The following is a 17,955-nucleotide window of genomic DNA, read 5'->3' as shown; positions in this document are numbered from 1 at the left end:
TGGATCATCCGTAGACGATCCGGCGCAGCTGACGGGCGGACAGCTCCGGTGGAGCGACCCGCCGGGCGGCCAGTTCGGCGCCCAGCCGCGCGAAGATCCGGTCGTTGGTGAGCCCGCGCCCCTGCAGCTCGGAGTGCCGGCGGCGGACGAAGGCCTCGGTCTGCTCGCCGAAGTACGCGAGTACCTCGTCGACCACCCGTAACGCCTCGCCCCAGCTCAGCGATGTGCTCTGGACCAGATGCGCGACCAGATCCTCGTGCTGCACGACGCTCACAGCGGGAGCTTGCCCGAAGGAGGAGCACGGAAGCAAATATCTGCCCGATTTCAGGCAGGAATACTCCAAAACTCACGCCGCTTCGGCACTCCGCCACGGATCGATCACTCGTGCCTGCCGGAGCCCGTGCTCCGCGGTCGGCCGATTCAGGCGGAACGAGCCGCCGAGACGTCCTCCTCGGCGGCCTCCGCGGCGGGCTCCAGTTCACCGGCCCGCCAGAGCGCGGCATACCGCCCTCCGGCCGCGACGAGCTCGGCGTGCGGCCCCTCCTCGACGATCCGTCCGCCGTCCAGCACGACGATCCGGTCCGAGCGCGCGGCCGTCGCCAGCCGGTGCGCGACGACGAACGACGTGCGCTTCGACGTCAGCCGGTCCCCCGCCTCGAGCACGGCGGCCTCGGTGGCGGGATCGAGCGCCGCGGTGGCCTCGTCGAAGATCAGCAGGTCCGGGTCCACGAGCTCGGCCCGGGCCAGCGCGACGAGCTGGCGCTGCCCCGCCGAGAGCCCCTGGCCGCGCTCCCCGACGGGATGGCGGAAGCCGCCCGGGAGCGACCGCACCAGGCCCAGCGCGCCGACGGCCCGGGCCGCCGACTCGATCTCCGCGGGGCTCGCGTCCGGCTGGCCGTAGGCGATGTTCGCCGCGACATCCCCGGTGAACAGGTGCGGCTCCTGCGGCACGAACCCGAGCCGTTGCCGGTAACGCTGCAGCGGGTAGCGCCGCACGTCCACGCCGTCGACGAGCAGGGCACCCTCGCCCACGTCGTAGAACCGGGCGAGCAGCTTCACCATCGTGGACTTGCCCGCCCCGGTGGCCCCGACCAGCGCGACCGTCTCCCCAGCCCCGACGCGCAGCCGGACGTCGGAGAGCGCTCGCTCGTCCGTGCCGGCGTAGGTGAAGCCGACGTCCCGCAGCTCGACCTCCCCGCGCAGCCGCTCCGGCACGGCGATCTCCTCCGCGGCCGGGACCTGGGCGAGCGACGTCGGCGTGCGCAGCAGTTCCGAGATCCGACGCAGGCCCACGCGGGCCTGCTGGTAGCCGTCGAAGACCTGGGAGAGCTGCTGCACGGGGGTGAAGAACAGGCCCAGGTAGAGCAGGAACGCCGTCAGGATCCCCGGGGTGAGCCCGCCCGAGGCGACCCGCGCGGCCCCGACGCCGAGCACCGCGGCCTGCGCGATGTCCGACATGAACGCGACCCCCGGGAAGTACGTGGCGATGTAGCGCTGCGCGCGCATCCGGGAGCGGCGGTAGGCGTCGCTGCGCTCGGAGAACGCCTCGGCGCTGCGCTCCTCGCGGACGTAGGCCTGGGCGACGCGCACGCCGGAGACGTTCTCCTGCATGTCCGCATTGACCACGCTGACCTTCTCCCGGGCCTCGGTGTAGGCCCGCGAGGACACCCGGCGGAACACGACCGTCGCCACGACCAGGATCGGGACCACGGCCAGCGCCACCAGGCCGAGCGCGAGGTCCGTGACCAGCAGCGCGACCGCGACCCCGCCGACCGTGAGGAGGCTGACGACGGCCTGCGCGAGCCCGGTCTGCAGGAACGTGGACAGCGCGTCCACGTCCGTGGTCATCCGGGTCATGATCCGGCCGGAGAGCTCGCGCTCGTAGTAGTCCAGCCCGAGCCTCTGCAGGTGGGCGTAGCTGCGAACCCGCAGCAGGTAGAGCAGGCTCTCCCCGGCCCGGGACGTGGTGACCGTCTGCGCGGCGACGACGAACGCGTCCGCCGCGACCACGCCGATGCCGATCAGCGCCGCGATCGCCAGCACCCGGCCGGACCCGGCGGTGATGCCGCCGTCCACCGCGTACCGGGCGATGCTGGGCAGCGCCAGCGTGGCCAGTGCGTCGAGGGCCACGAACGCCATCCCGGCCGCGAGCAGCCAGCGGACCGGCCGCAGCAGCTTGACCAGCCGGAACGTCGGGTCGGGCGCGGCCGGGTCCTCCCCGCCGAGGCGGGGATCCTCGGTGGCGGGAGGCAGCGCGTCGACGGCGGCGAGCAGTTCCGGGGTGGCGGCGATGCCGCCGACCATGGCCGTCGCCCCGCCGCCGCGGCCCGCCGGACCGCCGCCCCCGCCGTGCCCCGCGTCCGCGGCCGCGGACCGCAGCGCAGTGTCCGAGCCGGTGACCCGGACCGTCCCCGGGTCCGGCCACAACGACGCGGTGACGCCGTCGACCTGCACCTCCGGCTCCACGGGCGCGACGCGTCCCGCGTCGTCCTCGGCGGTGCTCGCCGCGAGGAGCTCCCGGAACAGCGGGCTGCGGGCCCGCAGCTCCGCCTCCGTCCCGACGTCGACGACGCGACCCTCGTCCAGCACGGCCACCCGGTCCGCGAGCGCGAGCGTGGAGCGCCGGTGCGCGACCAGCAACGTGGTGCGGCCTTGCATGAGCGTGCGCAGGGTGGCGTGGATGGCGGCCTCGGTGGTGGTGTCCACCGCGGACGTCGCGTCGTCCAGCACGAGGACGCGGGGGTCCGTGAGCATCGCCCTGGCCAGCGCGATCCGCTGCCGCTGCCCGCCGGAGAGGGTGAGCCCGCGCTCGCCGACCTCGGTGTCGTAGCCCTTCGGCAGGGACTCGACGAACAGGCCGATCTGCGCGGCCTCGGCGGCGGACCGGATCTCCTCGTCGCTCGCGTCCGGCCGGCCGTACGCGATGTTCGCCCGGATCGTGTCCGAGAAGAGGAAGGCCTCCTCGAAGACGACGCCGAGCTCCTGGCGCAGGTCCCGCAACCGCAGGTCCCGCAGGTCCACGCCGCCGAGCCGGAGCGCGCCCGACTGCGGGTCGTAGAAGCGGGGAAGCAACAGGGCGACCGTCGACTTGCCCGAGCCCGCGGTGCCGACCAGCGCGAGCGTCTCGCCGGGCTCCACCCGCAGGGACACGTCGTCGAGCACCGGTTCGCGGCTCGTGTAGCCGAACCGCACCGCGTCGAGCTCGACGGACAGCGGCCCGTCCGGCAGGGCCGCCGGCCGCTCCGGGTCGGTCACCTCGGGCATCGAGTCCACCAGGTCGTACACCCGCTCGACACCGGCCCGCGCCAGCTGCGCGCTGACGACGAGCGAGCCGACCAGCCGGGCCGGCCCGACGAGCTGCGCGACGTAGGTGGTGAAGGCCAGGAACGTGCCGAGGGAGATCGAGCCGTTCAACGCCATCCAGCCGCCGAAGCCGATCACCGCGACCTGCCCGAGGCTCGGCAGCGCCAGCAGCATCGGGTTGAGCCGGGCGGTCATCCGGGCCGCGCGCATCCGCTCCGCGAACAGCTTCCGGGCCAGCCCCTCCAGGGTTCCGACCTCGCGGGACTCCTGCCCGAACCCCTTGACGACGCGGACGCCGGTGACCGTCTCCTCCACCTGCTGCGCGACGTCCGCGGCCCGCTGCTGCGCCGACCAGGTGGCCGGGAACAGCGAGCGCCGGGTGCGCTGGGTGATGTACGCGGCGAGCGGCAGCATGATCAGCGAGATGACCGTGAGCAGCGGCGACAGGTAGAGCATCGCCGCCACCGACGCGACGACGAGCGCGATCGTGCCCGCCGTCAGCGGGACCATCGACAGCAGCGACTGGACGAGCTGCAGGTCCGTGATCGAGCGCGAGACGACCTGGCCGGTGCGCAGCGCGTCCTGCTTCTCCCCGTCCAGGCGCTGCACGGAGGCGAACACCTGGCGGCGGAGGTCGTGCTGGACGTCCAGCGCCATCCGGCCGGCGAGGTAGCGGCGGGCGAAGGACGCGGCGAAGCGGACGACGGCCAGCCCGAGGATCGCCAGCACGATCGGGAGCAGCACGTCGGTGACGCCGCGGACCGCGTCGTCGACCGCGACGCGGGTGAGCAGCGGGCCGAGGGCGTCCAGGCTGACGCCGAACACCGACGCCAGCAGCGCGCCGACGGTGACGCCGCGGTGGGCGAAGCAGGCGCGGGTCAGCCGTCGGATCCAGCCCGCCCGCCTCGACTGTTCTGGAGATGAGGGGAGCGAGGACACGCTGTGAAGGTTATGCCCGGCCGCCGACACTCTCCGGCCGGCCGTGGTGAGCCCGGCCACCGGCGGGAAGCCGGGCGCCGGAGCGCCGGTTGGGCGGATCATGAGCAACATTCCCACCGTCACCCTGTCCGGCGGGGTCGAGATCCCGCAGCTCGGCTTCGGCGTCTTCCTCGTGCCGCCGGGCGAGACCGAGGCGTCGGTGAGCACCGCGCTGGAGACCGGCTACCGGCACGTCGACACCGCCCGGATCTACGAGAACGAGGGCGAGGTCGGCACCGCGATCGCGAGGTCCGGCATCGCGCGCGACGACCTCTTCATCGCCACCAAGCTCTGGAACTCCGACCAGGGCCGGGACGCCGCCCTCAAGGCGTTCGACGCGAGCCTCGAGCGGCTCGGGCTCGACCACGTCGACCTCTACCTGATCCACTGGCCCGCGCCCGGTGCGGACCGCTACGTCGACAGCTGGCGCGCGTTGCAGGAGATCCACGCCTCGGGACGGGCCCGCGCGGTCGGCGTCTCCAACTTCGGAGTGCCGCACCTGCAGCGGCTCCTCGACGAGACCGGGGTGACGCCCGCGATCAACCAGATCGAGCTGCACCCGAACCTGCCGCAGGCCGAGCTGCGCGCCTTCCACGCCGAGCACGGCATCGCCACCGAGGCGTGGAGCCCGCTCGCCCGCGGCGGCCTGCTGGAGGACCCGGTGGTCGCGAAGCTCGCGGCGAAGCACGGGAGGACCCCGGCGCAGGTGATCCTGCGCTGGCACCTGCAGCTCGGCAACGTCGTCATCCCGAAGTCCGTGACGCCGTCGCGGATCGCCGAGAACTTCGACGTCCTCGGCTTCGAGCTCGACGCCGACGACCTCGCCGTGATCGACGCCCTGGACAACGGCGGCCGCATCGGCCCGGACCCGGACACGATGAACACCGGCGTCTGAGACTCCGCCGCAGGAGGGCTCAGGTGACGTCGCGGCGGGCCCCCACCACCCAGGCCGCCGCGACGCCCGCCCCCGCCCAGAGCGCGAGGACGATCAGGCACGCCCAGCCGGGCGGCGGCGACGCCACCCCCGCCAGGCTCTCGACGGCCTGGTTGCCGTAGCGCGGGCCCGCGAGCTCGACGGCCGGGATGTCGTAGAGCGCGACGTCCGCGGCGTTCCCGGGCAGGTAGGAGGTGATCCGGGCGATCGCCGGCGGGCCGGTGCCGAGGCCGGCGTCCGCGCCCGACCTCAGGATCAGCGACAGCACGTTCTCGATCGCCAGGACGTAGACGAGCAGCAGCACGACCGCGCCGGCCTGGTTCGTCACGAGCGTCCCGACGGCCACCCCGAGCACGGCCCACAGGGCGCAGACGGCGATCCCGGAGCCGATCAGCCCGAACAGCGGCCCGGGCGACGGGAACGTCGCGCTGCCCTGCCCGAACAGGCCCGCCACCAGCCCGAACGCGAGGGTCCCCAGCGCGTAGACGGCGCCGACGGCCGCGCCGACCGCGCAGCGGGCCAGCAGCACGGGGACGCGCCCGCCGGTGAGGTACGTGGTGGTGATCGTCCGGTGCCGGAACTCCCCCGACGCCTGCACCGCGCCGTGCACGGCGGCGAACACGCTGCCGAGCGAGAGGGAGTAGGCCAGCGACGCGAGCAGGACCCCGGGCGTCTCCCCGCCGAGCCCCGAGAGCGACGAGCTGAAGACGCCGCCGAACACGTTGATCGACAGCGCCAGCAGGACGACCGGGATCAGCAGCGCCCACCACATGCGGACCGAGGTCGTCCGCCGGAGCTCGGCCCGCAGCATCCGGGACGCGGTCGGCGCGATCATCCGGCGACACCCCCGGTGAGCTGCAGGAACAGCTGTTCCAGATCCACCTGCTCCTCCACCAACCCGTACACCGCGACCCCCGCCGCCAGCGCCGTGTCCCCGACCAGCACCGCGTCGGCGCCCCCCACCGCGAGCCGTCCGTCCGGCAGCGTGTCCACCTCCATCAGTCCCTTCGCGACCAGCGCCTGCGCGAGCGTCACCGGCTCCGCGCAGCGCACGAGCACCCGCCCCCGGCGACCGCCGCCGAGCCCCGCCAGCTCGCCCTGGTAGACGCACGCGCCGCGGTGGATCACCACGACCCGGTCCGCGCTCTGCCCGATCTCGGCGAGCTGGTGGCTGGACACGAGCACGCTGCGGCCGCTGCGGGCGAACCCGCGCAGGAAGTCCCGCAGCCAGGCGATGCCGGCCGGGTCCAGGCCGTTGCCCGGCTCGTCGAGGACGAGGATCCGGGGGTCGCCGAGCAGCGCGGTCGCGAGCGCGAGGCGCTGCTTCATGCCGAGGGAGTAGCCGCCGACCCCGCGGTCGGCGTCCACGGCGAGCCCGACCAGGCCGAGCACCTCGTCGACGCGCCGGTCCGGCACCCCGATCGCGGCCGCGCACACCAGCAGATGGCGGCGCGCGGTGCGGGAGGGGTGGAAGCCCTGCGCCTCGAGCACGGCGCCGAGGACGCGGCCGGGCGAGCCGAGGGTCTCGAAGGGGACGCCCTCGACGAGCGCGGTGCCGGACGTCGGCACGACCAGCCCGAGGATCATCCGCAGGGTCGTGGTCTTGCCGGAGCCGTTGGGTCCGAGGAACCCGGTGACCAGTCCCGGCTCGACGGTGAACCCGAGGTCGCGGACCGCCTCGACGGTGCCGAACCGCTTGCTCAGGCCGTCGACGGCGATCCGCCCGGAGTGGTCCTGCACGCGTCGCCCCCCGATCGTCGATGCGGCTCCATCCTGCCCACCGCCGCGCCCGTCGGCGCATCCGGGCGGCCGGCTCGCCGGATTCGTCCCGTTCCGAGGACTGCGCCGGACGCTACGATCCGCCGAGTCGTGTGGCCCCGACCACACCCCGCCGTCGAGGAGTCCTCCATGACCGACGTGTCGCTGATCTCCGACCTGCTCCCCCACTGGACGGCCGCGCGGCCCGACGCCGAGGTCCTGCGGTTCGGCGACCTCACCCGGACCTGGACGGAGCTCGACGAGCGGGTGCGCCGCCTCGCGGGCGCGCTGCGGGCCGCGGGGATCGGTCCCGGGGACCGGGTCGCGGTGCTGGACCTCAACCATCCGTCCTGTATCGAGCTGACGCTCGCGTGCGCGCGGATCGGCGCCGCCAACGCCGTCGTCAACTTCCGGCTGGCGCCGCCCGAGATCGTCCACGTGATCGACGACGCCGCGGCCCGGCTGCTCTTCGTCGGGCCCGAGTTCGCGCCGGCGGTGGAGCAGGTGCGGGAGAAGCTGACGGCGGTCGAGCGGGTCGTGCGGGTCGGCGGCGGGGACGACGAGTTCGAGGCCTGGCTGAGCTCCCACGAGCCGGACCCGGACCTGCACCCCGCGGCGCCGGACGAGTGCGTCGTGCAGCTCTACACCTCGGGCACCACCGGCTTCCCCAAGGGCGCGATGCTGACCCACCGCGGCCTGCTCGAGCACGCCCGCAACAGCGCGGCGGAGTTCGGGATGACCGCCGACGCGTCGGTGCAGGTCGCGATGCCGCTGTTCCACGTCGGCGGCACGAGCTACGCGCTGGTCGCGCTCACCCACGGCGCGCGGATCGTGCTGCAGCGCGTCCCGGACCCCGCCGCCGTGCTGGAGGTGCTCGAGCGGGAGCGGATCACGCACACGTTCCTCGTCCCCGCGCTGATGGCGGCGATGGCCCAGGTGCCCGGCGCGGCGGACCGGGACTACTCGGCCCTGGAGGTCCTCTCCTACGGTGCGTCGCCGATGCCGCTGCCGGTGATGCGGGCGAGCCTCGCCCTGTTCCCCGGCACCCTCGCGCAGGTCTACGGGATGACGGAGGCGTGCGGCGTGGTGAGCACGCTGCCGACCGCCGACCACGAGGACCCGGCCGCCGCGCACCGGCTGGTGTCGGCCGGGACGCCCATCCACGGCGTCGAGATCGAGATCCGGGACCCCGCGACCGGGGAGCCGGTCCCGACCGGCGAGCCCGGCGAGATCTGGGTCCGGACCCCGCAGCTGATGAGCGGCTACTGGCGCAGGCCCGAGGCGACCGCGGCCGCCGTCGCCCCGGACGGCTGGCTGCGGTCCGGCGACGGCGGGCACGTCGACGCCGACGGCTACGTCTACGTGACCGACCGGATCAAGGACATGATCATCAGCGGCGGCGAGAACATCTACCCCGCGGAGATCGAGCGGGTTCTGGCCGAGCACCCGGCCGTCGCGGACGTCGCGGTGATCGGCGTGCCGGACGAGCGGTGGGGCGAGGTGCCGAAGGCGATCGTCGTCGCGGCGGCGGGCGCGCGGGTGGACCAGGAGGAGATCCTCGCGTACTGCCGCGCACAGCTCGCGTCGTTCAAGTGCCCCGCGAGCGTCGAGATGGTGGACGAGCTCCCCCGCAACCCCACGGGCAAGATCCTCAAGAAGGACCTCCGGGCACCCTACTGGGCGGGCCGGGAGCGGACCGTCGTGTAGGGCGCTCACGTTGACTCGCCGGTAACCTCCGTCGGATGAAGCTCTCGACGCAGCTCCAGTACGGCGATGACCCGATCGCGAACGCCGACTCCGTGGTCGGCCTGGAGAAGGCCGGCCTCGACGTCGTCTGGGTCGCGGAGGCCTACAGCTACGACGCCGTCTCCCTGATGGGGTACCTCGCGGCGCGTACCGAGCGGGTCGAGATCGGCTCCGGGATCCTGCCGATCTACAGCCGGACCCCGACGCTCACCGCGATGTCCGCGGCCGGCCTGGACGCGCTGTCGAACGGCCGCGCCATCCTCGGTCTCGGCGCGTCCGGGCCGCAGGTCATCGAAGGCTTCCACGGCGTCCCCTACGACAAGCCGATCACCCGCACCCGGGAGATCATCGACATCTGCCGCAAGGTCTGGCGCCGCGAGCGGCTGGAGCACGACGGCCTCTACCAGATCCCGCTCCCCGAGGGCCGGGGCACCGGGCTCGGCAAGCCGCTCAAGCTGATCAACCACCCGAAGCGCGCGAACATCCCGATCTGGGTCGCGGCGCTCGGGGACAAGAACGTCGAGATGACCGCGGAGCTCGCCGAGGGCTGGCTGCCGCACGTGCTCGTCCCGGAGAAGATCCGCGACGTGTTCGGCCCGGCGCTCGACGCCGGGTTCGCGAAGCGCGCCCCCGAGCTCGGCCCGCTGCAGATCACCGGCGGCGGCATCCTCGCGCTCGAGCCGGAGATGTGGGAGCCGGCGCGGCAGCTCGCCCGCGGGATGTACGCGCTCTACATCGGCGGCATGGGCGCGCGGGGCAAGAACTTCTACAACACGGTCATGAGGCGACAGGGCTGGGCCGACGCCGCGCAGGAGGTGCAGGACCTCTATCTCGACGGGAAGAAGGAGGAGGCCGCCGCCGCGCTGCCGGACGAGTTCATCGAGAAGGCGACGCTCATCGGCGAGCCCGCGTTCGTCCGCGAGCGGATCGCTGCGCTGCAGGAGGCCGGCGTCACGCATCTGCACGTCAACGCGGTCACGGCGGACGCCCCGAAGATCTTCGGTCAGGTCAAGGAGTGGATCTCCTGAGAGGTGGGCACCCCCGCGGGTGATTCGCGGGGTGGGGGTGGTGTGACGGGCCGTGTCGGGCCCGTTCCACAATGTGTGGGCCGACCCGTCCCGTTCACCGACCCGCGGGAGCAACCTGGTGCCCGTCCCGTTCGTCCGTACCGCAGACGAGCCGCTCACAGCGGAGCAGTACCGGTACATCGCTACCCACGCGTGGTGGATGGGTACGTTCGCCACCGCGGAGACGATCCACGTCCATCTCTCGGAGCACCTGATCCAGCAGTGGACGCCGGTGGACCGGGACGCGGACTGGCTGCTCGACCGCGAGCTCACCGGCCGCGTCACCTGGCTCGCCGGCTCCGGGGACGATGCCGTCTCCGAGGGGTTCGACCTGAACGACCACTGGCCCAGCGGCCGGTTCCGGGCGCCCTACGGGGACTTCTACGCCGAGCTCAACGAGACCTCGCCGCGCCGTCCGACCGGCGGCTGGGCGGCGCCCACCCCCGAGTTCCTCGCGCTGCTGCCGCGGGACCCGGACGGGCTGATCGCCCGCCTGCGCGAGGACGTGCCGCAGCGCACCTACACCGGCCCGTTCCGGGCGGCGGTGGACACGCTGCGCACCTGCACCGTGCCGGCGGACCTGCGCGAGGCCCTCTTCGCCGCGCTGCTGCTGCTGCCGGCGGTGACGGTCGTCGACGAGGTGAAGGACCTCGACGGCAACCTGTGCGCCGCCCTCGTGCACGACGACGGGCCCACCCGCACCGAGCTCCTGGTCGATCCCGTCGACGGGCAGTACGCCGGCGAGCGGGACACCCTGCGCCGGGACTCCTCCTGCGGGCTGACGGTGGGCACCGTGATCGCCGAGACGGCGGTCCGGACCGCGGTCGTACCGGGTATCGGCGCGCTGCCCGTCTTCTGACTCGGCGTGCGTCGGTGCCCCCACCAGGTTTGTGTGATCCCCCTGGCGCGGTACCCCGTGATCCGGTGCGGGGACTACCCTGGTCCCCGGTCGTCGGCGACCCGACACATTAGCGGAACCAAGGCGGTTGACAGCGTGTCCACCAGCAGTACGTCAAGCCCAACGGAACAGTTCGGTCCCAACGAGTGGCTCGTCGAGGAGATGTACCAGCGCTTCCTCGAGGACCCGAACGGGGTCGACCCGGCGTGGCACGACTTCTTCGCGGACTACCGGCCGGGCGGCGGCCTCTCCGACATCGGAGCGGACGACGCCGACGACGAGTCCCCGGCTGCCGAGGAGCAGGACGCCGAGCAGCAGGACGCGTCGACCACGTCGCCGAAGACCGCCGAGAAGACCTCCACCCCGACCGGAAAGCAGGACGTGTCCGCCGCCGCCGCCAGCTCCACCGTGCCACAGAAGACCGGCTCCAACGGTTCCGCCGCCACGAAGCCCGTCCCGCCGAAGGCCCCCCAGAAGCCCGCCGCCGGCAGCACCTCCCAGGCCGCCAAGCCCGCGCCCATCGGCAGCGACGGCGAGGTGACCCCGCTCCGCGGCGCCGCGAACGCGGTCGTCAAGAACATGAACGCCTCCCTCGCGGTCCCCACCGCGACGAGCGTCCGCGCCGTGCCCGCCAAGCTGCTGGCGGACAACCGGATCGTCATCAACAACCAGCTGCAGCGCACCCGCGGCGGCAAGATCTCCTTCACCCACCTCATCGGCTACGCCGTGGTGAAGGCGATGGCGGACTTCCCGGTGATGAACCGGCACTTCGTCGAGACGGACGGCAAGCCGACCGTCGTACAGCCCGAGCACGTCAACCTCGGCCTGGCCATCGACCTGCCCGGCAGGAACGGCCAGCGCTCGCTCGTGGTCGTGTCGATCAAGGGCTGCGAGAACATGACGTTCGCGCAGTTCTGGTCGGCCTACGAGGGCATCGTGCACAAGGCACGCGGCGGGAACCTGACCGCGGAGGACTTCGCCGGCACCACGATCAGCCTCACCAACCCGGGCACGCTGGGCACCAACCACTCGGTGCCGCGGCTGATGCAGGGGCAGGGCACGATCATCGGCGTCGGGGCGATGGAGTACCCGGCCGAGTTCCAGGGCGCCAGCGAGGAACGGCTCGCGACACTCGGCATCAGCAAGATCATCACGCTGACGTCGACCTATGACCACCGGATCATCCAGGGCGCGGAGTCCGGTGACTTCCTGCGCCGGATCCACCACCTGCTCCTCGGCGGGGACGGCTTCTACGACGAGATCTTCACGTCGCTGCGGGTCCCCTACGAGCCCGTCCGCTGGGTGCAGGACATCCCCGAGGGCGAGGTCGACAAGACCGCGCGCATCCTCGAGCTGATCGAGTCCTACCGCACCCGCGGGCACCTGATGGCGGACACGGACCCGCTGAACTACCGCCAGCGCCGGCACCCGGACCTGGACGTGCTCAGCCACGGCCTCACCCTCTGGGACCTGGACCGCGAGTTCGCCGTCGGCGGCTTCGGCGGCAAGAAGCACATGAAGCTCCGGGACGTCCTGGGTCTGCTCCGGGACTCCTACTGCCGCACCGTCGGCACCGAGTACATGCACATCGCGGACCCCGAGCAGCGCGCCTGGCTGCAGGAGCGCATCGAGGTCCCGCACCAGAAGCCTTCGGTCGTCGAGCAGAAGTACGTGCTCAGCAAGCTCAACGCGGCCGAGGCGTTCGAGACCTTCCTGCAGACCAAGTACGTCGGGCAGAAGCGGTTCTCGCTCGAGGGCGGCGAGACCGTCATCCCGCTGCTGGACGCCGTGCTGGACAAGGCCGCCGAGTACGAGCTCGACGAGGTCGTCATCGGCATGCCGCACCGCGGCCGGCTCAACGTGCTCGCCAACATCGTCGGCAAGCCCATCAGCCAGATCTTCCGCGAGTTCGAGGGCAACCTGGACCCGGGTCAGGCGCACGGCTCCGGCGACGTCAAGTACCACCTGGGCGCCGAGGGCAAGTACTTCCGGATGTTCGGCGACGGCGAGGTCGTCGTCTCTCTGGCGTCCAACCCGTCGCATCTGGAGGCCGTGGACCCGGTGCTCGAGGGCATCGTCCGCGCCAAGCAGGACATCCTGGACAAGGGCGACGGCGCGTTCACCGTGCTGCCGCTGATGATGCACGGCGACGCGGCGTTCGCCGGGCAGGGCGTGGTGGCGGAGACGCTGAACCTCGCGCTGCTGCGCGGCTACCGCACGGGCGGCACCGTGCACGTCGTCGTCAACAACCAGGTCGGCTTCACCACCGCCCCGGAGGCGTCGCGCTCGTCGCAGTACTCGACGGACGTCGCGAAGATGATCGGCGCGCCGGTCTTCCACGTGAACGGCGACGACCCGGAGGCCTGCGTCTGGGTCGCCAAGCTGGCGGTCGAGTACCGCGAGCGGTGGAACAACGACGTCGTGATCGACATGATCTGTTACCGCCGCCGCGGCCACAACGAGGGTGACGACCCTTCGATGACGCAGCCGGCGATGTACGACGTGATCGACGCCAAGCGCAGCGTCCGCAAGATCTACACCGAGTCGCTGATCGGCCGTGGCGACATCACCATGGAGGAGGCCGAGCACGCGCTCAAGGACTTCTCCAACCAGCTCGAGCACGTCTTCAACGAGGTCCGGGAGCTGGAGAAGACCCCGCCCGCCGTCTCGTCGTCGGTGGAGCAGGAACAGCTCGTCCCGAGCGACCTGGACACGTCCGTCACGCTGGAGGTCGTGCACCGCATCGGCGACGTGCACGCCAACCTGCCGGAGGGCTTCACCCCCCACCAGCGCGTCAAGCCGGTGCTGCAGAAGCGCGCGAAGATGTCGCGCGAGGGCGACATCGACTGGGCCTTCGGCGAGCTGCTCGCGTTCGGCTCGCTGGCCATGGACGGCAAGCTGGTCCGGCTCTCCGGGCAGGACACGCGGCGCGGCACGTTCGTGCAGCGGCACTCGGTGCTCATCGACCGCAAGACCGGCGAGGAGTACACCCCGCTGCGCAACCTCGCCGAGGACCAGGGCCGTTTCATGGCCTACGACTCGGCGCTGTCGGAGTTCGCGGCGGTCGGCTTCGAGTACGGCTACTCGGTGGCGAACCCGAACGCGCTGGTGCTGTGGGAGGCCCAGTTCGGGGACTTCGTCAACGGCGCCCAGTCGATCATCGACGAGTTCATCTCGTCCGGTGAGGCCAAGTGGGGCCAGATGTCGGACGTGGTGCTGCTGCTGCCGCACGGCCTCGAGGGCCAGGGCCCGGACCACAGCTCGGGGCGCATCGAGCGCTTCCTGCAGCTGTGCGCCGAGGGTTCGATGACGGTGGCGCTGCCGTCGGAGCCGGCGAACTACTTCCACCTGCTGCGCCGGCAGGCCCTCGACGGCGTCCGCCGCCCGCTCGTCGTCTTCACCCCGAAGTCGATGCTGCGGAACAAGGCGGTCGTCTCGCCCGTCTCGGACTTCACCGGCGGCCGGTTCCGCCCGGTGATCGACGACCCGCGCTACCGCACCGACGACGGCCCCGCCACCTCGATCCAGAAGGTTCTGCTGTGCAGCGGCAAGATCTACTGGGAGCTCGCGCAGCACCGGGAGAAGCAGGACATCGACAACGTCGCGATCGTCCGCGTCGAGCAGCTCTACCCGGTCCCGGACCGGCAGCTCGCCGCGGTGCTGGAGCGGTACCCGAACGCGAAGCAGGTCCGCTGGGTCCAGGAGGAGCCGGCGAACCAGGGCGCGTGGCCGCACATGGGCCTCGAGCTCCCGGAGAAGCTGCCGGAGCGCCTGTCGGGGCTGACCCGTATCTCGCGTCGCCGGATGGCCGCGCCGGCCCCCGGGTCGTCGAAGGTGCACGAGGTCGAGCAGCGCGAGCTGATCGCCAAGGCCTTCAGCTAGGCCGTCGGCGTGTACTTCACCGACCGCGGCATCGAGGAGCTCGTCGAGCGGCGCGGGGAGGAGGCGGTCAGCGTGGAGTGGCTGGCCGCCCGGCTCCGCACGTTCGTCGACCTGAACCCCGCGTTCGAGGACGCGGTGGAACGCCTCGCGACCTTCCTCGCGCGCGACGACGAGGACGACTGACGGGACGTCGGAGCCCGCCGCCTGCTAGCCGCCGCTCGAGTGGCTCGAGCGGCGGTGGTTGACGCTCGAGCCACTCGAGCACCGGAGACGGGTCAGCGGCGGAGGCCGAAGCCGCGGCGGCGGACCAGGTCCCGCAGCACGTCGAACCTGCTCGCGACCTGCTGGTCCAGCGCGTCCAGCTCGTTCGGGTCCGCCGTCTCGTCCGGGGCCGGGAAGGTCCGCAGGGTCATCCAGGACTCCCCCCACAGCGCCTCGAGCGCGGCCTCCCAGTGCAGGTCGACGGTGAACCGGGTCAGGGCCGTGCGCTCCCCCGCCCGGGCCATGACGTCGTCGAGCTCGCCGAGGCGGCGTTCGAGCGTCAGAGCCCGGTCCCGGTCCTTCGCCCGCATCTCCTCGACGGCCGCCTCGATCCCCGCGGTCACCTCCCGGTACCGCGCCGCGGCGTCGTCGCGCTCCGCGCTGCGCGCAGGCGCCGGGTCGATCGGCTCGCTCACCGCTTCACCTCCGGCACCAGCACGACCTCCGGGCGCGAGTGCTGCGCGCGGTCGAAGAACAGTCCTCGGCCCGGGCGGGGCGCCCAGGTCAGGCCCATCCCCGGCGCGAGCGGCGTCAGCTCGGAGCCCTGGACGTCCAGGGCGATCCACGCGCCGACGTCGTCCGGGCTCGCGGACATGCTCAGCAGGGACCGCAGCCGCGTGGCGCTGCGCCACCAGCCGATCACGTGCACGCCCACCTCGGGCCCGAACCGCAGGACGCTCCGCAGCGCCTCGGTGCCGGACCGTTCGAGCAGGGGGTCCGCCGCGTCCGCGCCGAGGAGCAGCACGTACAGCGGCGGCCGGTCGCTCCCGGCGGCCCGGGCCGCGACCTCCTCGGCCAGCAACTCGACCCGTTCCCGGATCTCGTCGAGTCCCACCGGGTCCGCCCGGTCCCCGAGCCGATCGAGGACCGCGTCACCGTTGTCCACCAGATACGCGACGACGAACGTCGCGTTCGGCGGAGCCGTCGCCACGAGCGACTGCGCGGCCGCGCCCATCACCCGCATCGCCTCGTTCCCGTCCGACGCCAGCACGGCGACGTTGCGGCCCGGTGTGTCCGGCAGCCGGACCGCCGCCGCGCTGCCCTCGACGTCGATCACCTGACCGAGCAGCGCCCGCGGTCCGCCCTCGCGGCCCAGGACGTCGAGCAGGTCGCCGACCCACGGGGCCCGGGAACCGTTGAACAGCCGCGGCATCGTCCGGCCCGGGGCGAAGTAGGCGTGGGTCTCGTGCTGCACCTCGTCGATCTCGGTGCGGGCGCTCGCGTCCGGGATCCGCGCGATCTCGTTGCCGTGCTTCATCCCGGACTCGTGGTTCACGATCGCGTGCCAGCGCGGCAGGGACAGCGCGGCGTCGTTGAGGTTCGCGAGGACCCGGCGGGCCCGCGGCAGCGCGATCCGCAGGACGAACTGCTCGAAGATCGCCGGACGGCCCCAGAAGGCCTCGATCCCGGACACGTCCTGGCTGGCCAGCACCAGGTGGATGCCCTGCGAGCGACCGCGCCGGGCGACGTCCTCCAGCAGCGCGGTCGCCTGCTTGGTCAGCTGGTCCCGCTCGGCGAAGAGGTACTGGAACTCGTCGATCACGGCGACGATCCGCGGCCACCGTCCGGTCTCGTCCACCCCGCGCAGCTCCTCGAGCTTCGTCACCTCGTGACGTTTCGCGGCATCTGCGCGGCGGCGCATCTCGTCCGCCAGGAACTGCAGCAGCGCGAGCCCGAACTCCCGGTCGGTGTTGATGTTGATCCCGATGAGCCGGGCGTGCGGCAGCCAGGTCCCGTCCGCCCGGCCCGGGGCGAACTGCGCGAACGAGACGCCCTCCTTGAAGTCCAGGAGGTAGAACTCGAGCTCGTCGGGGTCGTACCGGGCGGCCATCGACCCGATCATGGCGAGCAGCAGGTTCGTCTTGCCGGAGCCGCTCGGGCCGCCGATCAACGCGTGCGGGGAACCGTCGTCCAGGGCGATCTCGACGGGCATGCCGTCGGCGAAGCCGATCGGCGCATACACCCCGGCCGCCGACGACGTCCGGTAGTCCCTGGTCAGCGGCAACAGGTCCGCGAACGTACTGACCTGCGCCCGCCACTCCTCGTGGGCGCGCACGATCTCGGTGCACGCCGCGGTGACCTCGCCGCGCGGCAGCGGCGGGTCGGGCGTGACCGCGACGTTCGGGCCCGTCATCGAGCAGCGGACGCCGTCCGGGGTGAACCGCACGGACTCGACGGGCGCCCCGACCGTCATCGGGACGTCCAGCAGCACGAGCTGGATCCCGCACGCCAGGCCGCTGCGCGCCACCCGCTGCAGCTGGCGGTGATGCTCGTCGGACAGCGACTGCCGGTTGCCGGCGAGGACCGCGACGACCCACGGTTCGCTGCGCTTGCCCTCGTGCTGGGCGTGCGCGCGCAGCGACGGGTACCCGCCGACGAGCACCCGGCTGTGTACCTTGCGGATCCGGTCGGACAGCTCGTCGAGGAGCTCGCCGAGGCGGCCCGGGTCGTGCACGGTGAGCAGCCCGGTGCGGGTCAGCGGGTAGAGCCCGGGCAGCGCCCCGGTGAACTGGCCGACGTCCCAGACGTGGACGTTCACCATCCCGGGCCGGAAGGTCGAGAGCACCCGCAGCAGCACCTGCTCGACGAGCGCCTCCGCGGCCCCGCGGGTCTCGTGCGTGGAGTCGATGCGCAGGTGGGACTCGTCCAGCAGCGGGATGCCCACGGGGAACGCCTCCCCGACGTCGAGGCGGCCGCTCCCGATCCGCCACAGCCGCGGGTACGGGTCGTGCACGCCCTCGTACTTCCCGACGGCGCCGAGCCACTCCCGCGGCTCCTGCCCGGCCGGCCCGGTCGCCGCCTCGGCCATGATGTCCGCGAGCCGGCGCGGACCGTGCTCCAGCCAGGGGTCGAACGCCTTCCGCCGGTCGGACTCCGCACGCTCCACGGCGGCGGCCAGCACCTGCGAGCCGAACGCCGGCGCCAGCGCGGGGTCCGCCCGCGCGGCCTCGACGCCGTCGCGGCGCAGCCAGAGCTCGAACATCGTCCCGGCGTGGGCGCGGACGGCGTCCGCCCGCAGCCGCGACGCCGCCCCGAGCGCCGCCGCGCACGCGTCCCGGAACTCGTCGAAGGCGGCGGTGATGCGTTCCCGCCGGCCGGGCCTCCCCAGACCTGGCATACGAGGCACC

12 protein-coding genes are annotated in these 17,955 nt (G+C 72.7%); 6 read left to right on the top strand and 6 right to left on the bottom strand.

The features are described from left to right. Window positions 1-4: 4 nt before the first annotated feature. Both JWP64_RS13445 and JWP64_RS13440 read right to left on the bottom strand, forming a co-directional pair. Complete coding sequence (locus tag JWP64_RS13445; protein ID WP_366889894.1) at window positions 5-274, bottom strand: hypothetical protein; 270 nt, start codon at window positions 272-274, stop codon at window positions 5-7. A gap of 146 nt (window positions 275-420) precedes the next feature. Next, window positions 421-4,242 (bottom strand): ABC transporter ATP-binding protein, encoded by a 3,822-nt coding sequence (locus JWP64_RS13440; RefSeq protein ID WP_297496249.1) that lies wholly within the window; start codon window positions 4,240-4,242, stop codon window positions 421-423. Between the two features lie 100 nt (window positions 4,243-4,342). Here JWP64_RS13440 and JWP64_RS13435 point away from each other — a divergent pair, with 100 nt between their 5' ends. Then, a complete protein-coding gene (locus JWP64_RS13435) occupies window positions 4,343-5,176 on the top strand; it encodes an aldo/keto reductase (protein ID WP_297496248.1) in 834 nt (277 codons plus the stop codon). A 19-nt stretch (window positions 5,177-5,195) separates the two neighbouring features. On the opposite strand, the gene JWP64_RS13430 is transcribed toward JWP64_RS13435, so the two are convergent. Beyond that, on the bottom strand, window positions 5,196-6,050 hold the full coding sequence (locus JWP64_RS13430; RefSeq protein WP_297496247.1) for a hypothetical protein: 855 nt from the start codon (window positions 6,048-6,050) through the stop codon (window positions 5,196-5,198). Continuing rightward, complete coding sequence (locus JWP64_RS13425; RefSeq protein WP_297496246.1) at window positions 6,047-6,955, bottom strand: ATP-binding cassette domain-containing protein; 909 nt, start codon at window positions 6,953-6,955, stop codon at window positions 6,047-6,049. Before JWP64_RS13425 ends, JWP64_RS13430 begins: the two co-directional genes overlap by 4 nt. A 168-nt stretch (window positions 6,956-7,123) precedes the next feature. Between JWP64_RS13425 and JWP64_RS13420 the strand changes: the two genes are divergently transcribed. The 5 genes from JWP64_RS13420 (at window position 7,124) to JWP64_RS13400 (ending at window position 14,749) form a co-directional block, all read left to right on the top strand. Further along, the gene (locus JWP64_RS13420) at window positions 7,124-8,680 is read left to right on the top strand and encodes a long-chain-fatty-acid--CoA ligase (protein WP_297496245.1); all 1,557 of its coding nucleotides are present in this window, start codon (window positions 7,124-7,126) and stop codon (window positions 8,678-8,680) included. A gap of 35 nt (window positions 8,681-8,715) precedes the next feature. Further along, complete coding sequence (locus tag JWP64_RS13415; RefSeq protein WP_297496244.1) at window positions 8,716-9,747, top strand: LLM class F420-dependent oxidoreductase; 1,032 nt, start codon at window positions 8,716-8,718, stop codon at window positions 9,745-9,747. A 118-nt stretch (window positions 9,748-9,865) separates the two neighbouring features. Beyond that, complete coding sequence (locus tag JWP64_RS13410; protein ID WP_297496243.1) at window positions 9,866-10,645, top strand: hypothetical protein; 780 nt, start codon at window positions 9,866-9,868, stop codon at window positions 10,643-10,645. A gap of 135 nt (window positions 10,646-10,780) precedes the next feature. Continuing rightward, entirely contained in the window at window positions 10,781-14,566 is a 3,786-nt protein-coding gene (locus tag JWP64_RS13405) for a multifunctional oxoglutarate decarboxylase/oxoglutarate dehydrogenase thiamine pyrophosphate-binding subunit/dihydrolipoyllysine-residue succinyltransferase subunit (protein WP_297496242.1), read from the top strand. Window positions 14,567-14,575: 9 nt separating this feature from the next. Beyond that, entirely contained in the window at window positions 14,576-14,749 is a 174-nt protein-coding gene (locus tag JWP64_RS13400) for a DUF6104 family protein (RefSeq protein WP_297496241.1), read from the top strand. Window positions 14,750-14,841: 92 nt separating this feature from the next. On the opposite strand, the gene JWP64_RS13395 is transcribed toward JWP64_RS13400, so the two are convergent. Next, window positions 14,842-15,243 carry a hypothetical protein gene (locus tag JWP64_RS13395; RefSeq protein WP_297496240.1) on the bottom strand — a complete coding sequence of 134 codons (402 nt, stop codon included), beginning with the start codon at window positions 15,241-15,243 and terminating at the stop codon, window positions 14,842-14,844. Further along, entirely contained in the window at window positions 15,240-17,945 is a 2,706-nt protein-coding gene (locus tag JWP64_RS13390; RefSeq protein ID WP_297496239.1) for an FtsK/SpoIIIE domain-containing protein, read from the bottom strand. The genes JWP64_RS13395 and JWP64_RS13390 overlap by 4 nt, the downstream gene beginning before the upstream one ends. Between the last annotated feature and the right edge of the window lie 10 nt (window positions 17,946-17,955).

This window comes from Pseudonocardia sp. (assembly GCF_025465255.1).
GTDB lineage: Bacteria > Actinomycetota > Actinomycetes > Mycobacteriales > Pseudonocardiaceae > Pseudonocardia.
The sequence above is the reverse complement of the archived record's forward strand: the minus strand, read 5'-3'. Positions and strand labels throughout refer to the sequence as shown.

Coding starts and splice junctions, on each gene's coding strand:
- JWP64_RS13430 (WP_297496247.1), bottom strand. CDS start 6,050: ATGATCGCGCCGACCGCGTCCCGGATGCTGCGGGCCGAGCTCCGGCGG.
- JWP64_RS13390 (WP_297496239.1), bottom strand. CDS start 17,945: ATGCCAGGTCTGGGGAGGCCCGGCCGGCGGGAACGCATCACCGCCGCC.
- JWP64_RS13415 (WP_297496244.1), top strand. CDS start 8,716: ATGAAGCTCTCGACGCAGCTCCAGTACGGCGATGACCCGATCGCGAAC.
- JWP64_RS13420 (WP_297496245.1), top strand. CDS start 7,124: ATGACCGACGTGTCGCTGATCTCCGACCTGCTCCCCCACTGGACGGCC.
- JWP64_RS13435 (WP_297496248.1), top strand. CDS start 4,343: ATGAGCAACATTCCCACCGTCACCCTGTCCGGCGGGGTCGAGATCCCG.